Here is a 3,548-nt window from a genome sequence, read left to right as displayed (position 1 = left end):
AACGCCGCCGCGAACACCGGGAACACCCCATACAACTCCCGACCCATCCCCAGACGCTGCGCACCCTGACCGGTGAACATGAACGCCGTCCGGCCAGGCACGGGCCGCGTGCCGTCGCTGTGGTCGTCGGCCAGGCCCTCCAGGCCGCGCAGCAGTTCCGCGACGTCGCGTCCGGTCACGGCGGCGCGGTACTCGAACGCCGTCCGGGCGGTCGCGAGCGAGAAGCCCACGTCCACCGGCGACAGTTCCGGCGACGCCGCCACCTGCTCACGCAGCCGCGCGGCCTGGGCGCGCAGTGCCGCCGGGGACTTGCCCGACACCACCCACGGCACCACGGAAGCGCTGTCCGGTGCCGCAGGGGCCGCGCTCTGGGGCTCGTCGTCGGTTTCCGGCGCCTGCTCCAGGATCAGATGGACATTCGTGCCGCTGACGCCGAACGCCGACACGCCCGCTCGGCGCGGCGCGCCGGTCTGCGGCCAGGGCCGGGCCTCGGTCAGCAGCTCGACCGCGCCCGCCGACCAGTCGATCTTCCCGGAGGGCTCGTCGGCGTGCAGGGTGCGGGGCAGCACACCGTGCCGCATCGCCATCACCATCTTGATCACGCCGGCCACACCGGAAGCGGCCTGCGTGTGACCGATGTTGGACTTCAGCGCCCCCAGCCACAACGGCCGCTCCACGGAACGCCCCTGACCGTACGTCGCCAGCAGCGCGCCCGCCTCGATCGGGTCACCGAGCGGGGTGCCGGTGCCGTGTGCCTCCACCGCGTCCACATCCGCCGGTGAGAGCCCGGCGGAGGCGAGCGCCGTTTGGATGACGCGCTGCTGCGCGGGCCCGTTCGGGGCGGTGAGGCCGTTGCTGGCGCCGTCCTGGTTGACGGCGGAGCCACGGATCACGCCGAGTACCCGGTGCCCGTTGCGCCGGGCGTCGGACAGCCGTTCCAGCAGGACCATCCCGGTGCCCTCGGCCCACCCGGCGCCGTCCGCCTGCGCGGAGAACGCCTTGCACCGGCCGTCGGGGGCCATGGCCCGCTGACGGCTGAACTCGATGAAGCTGTCCATGGTGGACATCACGACCACACCGCCGGCCAGCGCCATCGAGCACTCACCCTGCCGCAGGGACTGCGCGGCCAGGTGCAGCGCGAGCAGCGAGGACGAGCAGGCCGTGTCCACGGTCAGCGAGGGTCCCTGCAGACCGAAGGTGTAGGACACCCGCCCGGAGGCGACGCTGCTGGCGCTGCCCGTCGCGAGGTAGCCCTCGAACTCCTCGGGTGCCTGCTGGAAGCGGGACCCGTAGTCGTTGTAGCTGGCGCCGATGAACACGCCCGCCTCGGTGCCCTTCATCGACGCCGGTGCGATGCCGGCCCGTTCGAAGGCCTCCCAGGAGGTCTCCAGCAGCAGCCGGTGCTGCGGGTCGATCGCCAGTGCCTCACGCGGCGAGATTCCGAAGAACGTCGGGTCGAAGTGGTCGGCGTCGTAGAGGAATCCGCCGCCGCGCGCGTAGAAGGTGCCCGGCTTGTCGGGGTCCGGGTCGTAGCGGCCCTCGATGTCCCAGCCCCGGCCGGTGGGGAAGTCGGAGACCGCGTCGCGGCCCTCGTCGATCAGCTCCCACAGCTCCTCGGGGGTGGTCACGCCTCCGGGGAACCGGCAGCTCATCGCGATGATCGCGATCGGGTCGTCGTCGACGGGCGCGGCGCCGGATACCGGCTCGGGCGCGGCGGGCCGGGTGCCGATCAGCTCGGAACGCAGGTGCTGGGCCAGCGCGGTGACCGACGGGTAGTCGAAGACCAGGGTGACCGGCAGCCGCATGCCGGTCGCGGCCGACAGCCGGTTACGCAGGTCGACGGCGGTGAGCGAGTCGAAGCCCAGCTCGCGGAACGCCCGGCCCACCTCGACGGATTCCGGGTCGGTGTAGCCGAGTACGGCGGCCACCTGGGCACTGACCAGCGCCACCAGGGCCTGTTCGGCGTCGCCGTCCGACAGGCCCGCCAGCTGCTGTGCCAGCGGGGAGTCGTCGCCGCTGGTGCCGGTCGCCGCGGCGGATCCGGTGGCGGCGCCGAGGACGCCGCGCACCTCGGGCAGCTCGCTGAGCACGGGCGCCGTGGGGCCGGTGGGCGAGGACGCCGTCAGCCGCTCCCAGTCGATGTCGGCCACGGCCACGAACGGGTCGCCCAGGTCGAGGGCCAGCTGGAGTGCGGCGATCGCCGACTCGGGCTCCATCGCCGGCATGCCGTTCCTGCGCAGCCGCGCCTCGGTGGCGTCGTCGACCAGACCGCCGCCGGCCCAGGGGCCCCAGGCGACGGCCGTCGCCGCCAGGCCGGCGGCGTGGCGCTGCTGCGCCAGGGCGTCCAGGAAGGCGTTCGCCGCCGAATAGCTGCCCTGGCCCGGTCCGCCCAGCGTGCCCGCGAACGAGGAGAACAGCACGAAGGCGGTCAGGTCCCGGTCCTTGGTCAGCTCGTGCAGGTTCAGCGCGGCATCCACCTTGGGACGCAGTACGGTGCGGGCCCGGTCCGCGGTGACGGTGTCGATGACCCCGTCGTCCAGGACACCGGCCGTGTGGAAGACCGACCGCACGGGGGAGCCCGCGGCGTCCAGGCGGTCGAGCAGTGCGGTCAGGGCGTCGCGGTCGGTCACGTCGCAGGCGGCGATGGTGACCCGGGCGCCGAGTTCGGTGAGTTCGGCCTTCAGCTGCTGCGCGCCGGGGGCGGCCGGTCCGCTGCGGCTGACGAGTACCAGGTGCTCGGCGCCGCCGCGGGCCAGCCACCGGGCGACGTGACCGCCCAGGCCGCCGGTGCCGCCGGTGATCAGCGCGGTGCCCTGGGGCTGCCAGGTCCCGCGCTCGGTCCCGCTCGGCGTGGCTCGGACGAGTCGCCGGCCGAAGGCCGCGGAGGGGCGGACCGCCACCTCGTTCTCCGCGTCGGCCCCGCCTGCCAGTACCACGGCCAGCCGTGCCGCGGAGGCGGGGTCCAGGGCCGGGGGGAGGTCGATCATGCCGCCCCAGCGCTGGGGGTACTCCAGCGCGGCGATCCGTCCCAGGCCCCAGACCATGGACTGGAGCGGGTCCGCGACGGATTCCGGCCTGCCGGTGGTGACGGCGCTCCGGGTGGCGAGCCAGAGCGGCGCGTCGGTGCCCGCGTCGCCGAGGGCCTGGATCAGCGTCAGGGTGAGGCCGAGCCCGGCCGGCAGTTCGGGGCAGCCCGGGTGCGGGCCTTCGGCCAGTGCCAGGAGGGAGAGCACTCCGGCGGGGGCCGTGCCGTCCAGCGTCTGCCGGATGCGGGAGGCGAGTGCCTCGCGGTCGGCGTCGGCCGCGCCGACCTCCAGGGGCAGCAGGGTCATGCCCTGCCGGGTGAGGGCATCGACCACCGGGCGTGTATCGGGCCGGTCGGCGGGTGTCACCAGCAGCCAAACCCCCGAGGGGGCGGTGGACTTGATCTCCGGCAGTGGTTTCCAGGTGATCCGGTAGCGCCAGGAGTCGGTGAGTGCCTGTTCGCGGCTGCGGCGTCGCCAGGAGGCCAGGGACGGTAGCAGTGACGTCAGTGGGTCGGGTCCGTC

General features: G+C 74.0%; 1 protein-coding gene. It reads right to left on the bottom strand.

Features of this window, described 5'->3' with window-relative positions:
• The coding region (locus ACIQIB_RS39305; RefSeq protein WP_400764256.1) for a type I polyketide synthase at window positions 1-3,548 on the bottom strand (3,548 nt) is incomplete at both ends.

This window comes from Kitasatospora sp. NPDC092286, from assembly GCF_044755565.1.
GTDB lineage: Bacteria > Actinomycetota > Actinomycetes > Streptomycetales > Streptomycetaceae > Kitasatospora.
The sequence above is the reverse complement of the archived record's forward strand: the minus strand, read 5'-3'. Positions and strand labels throughout refer to the sequence as shown.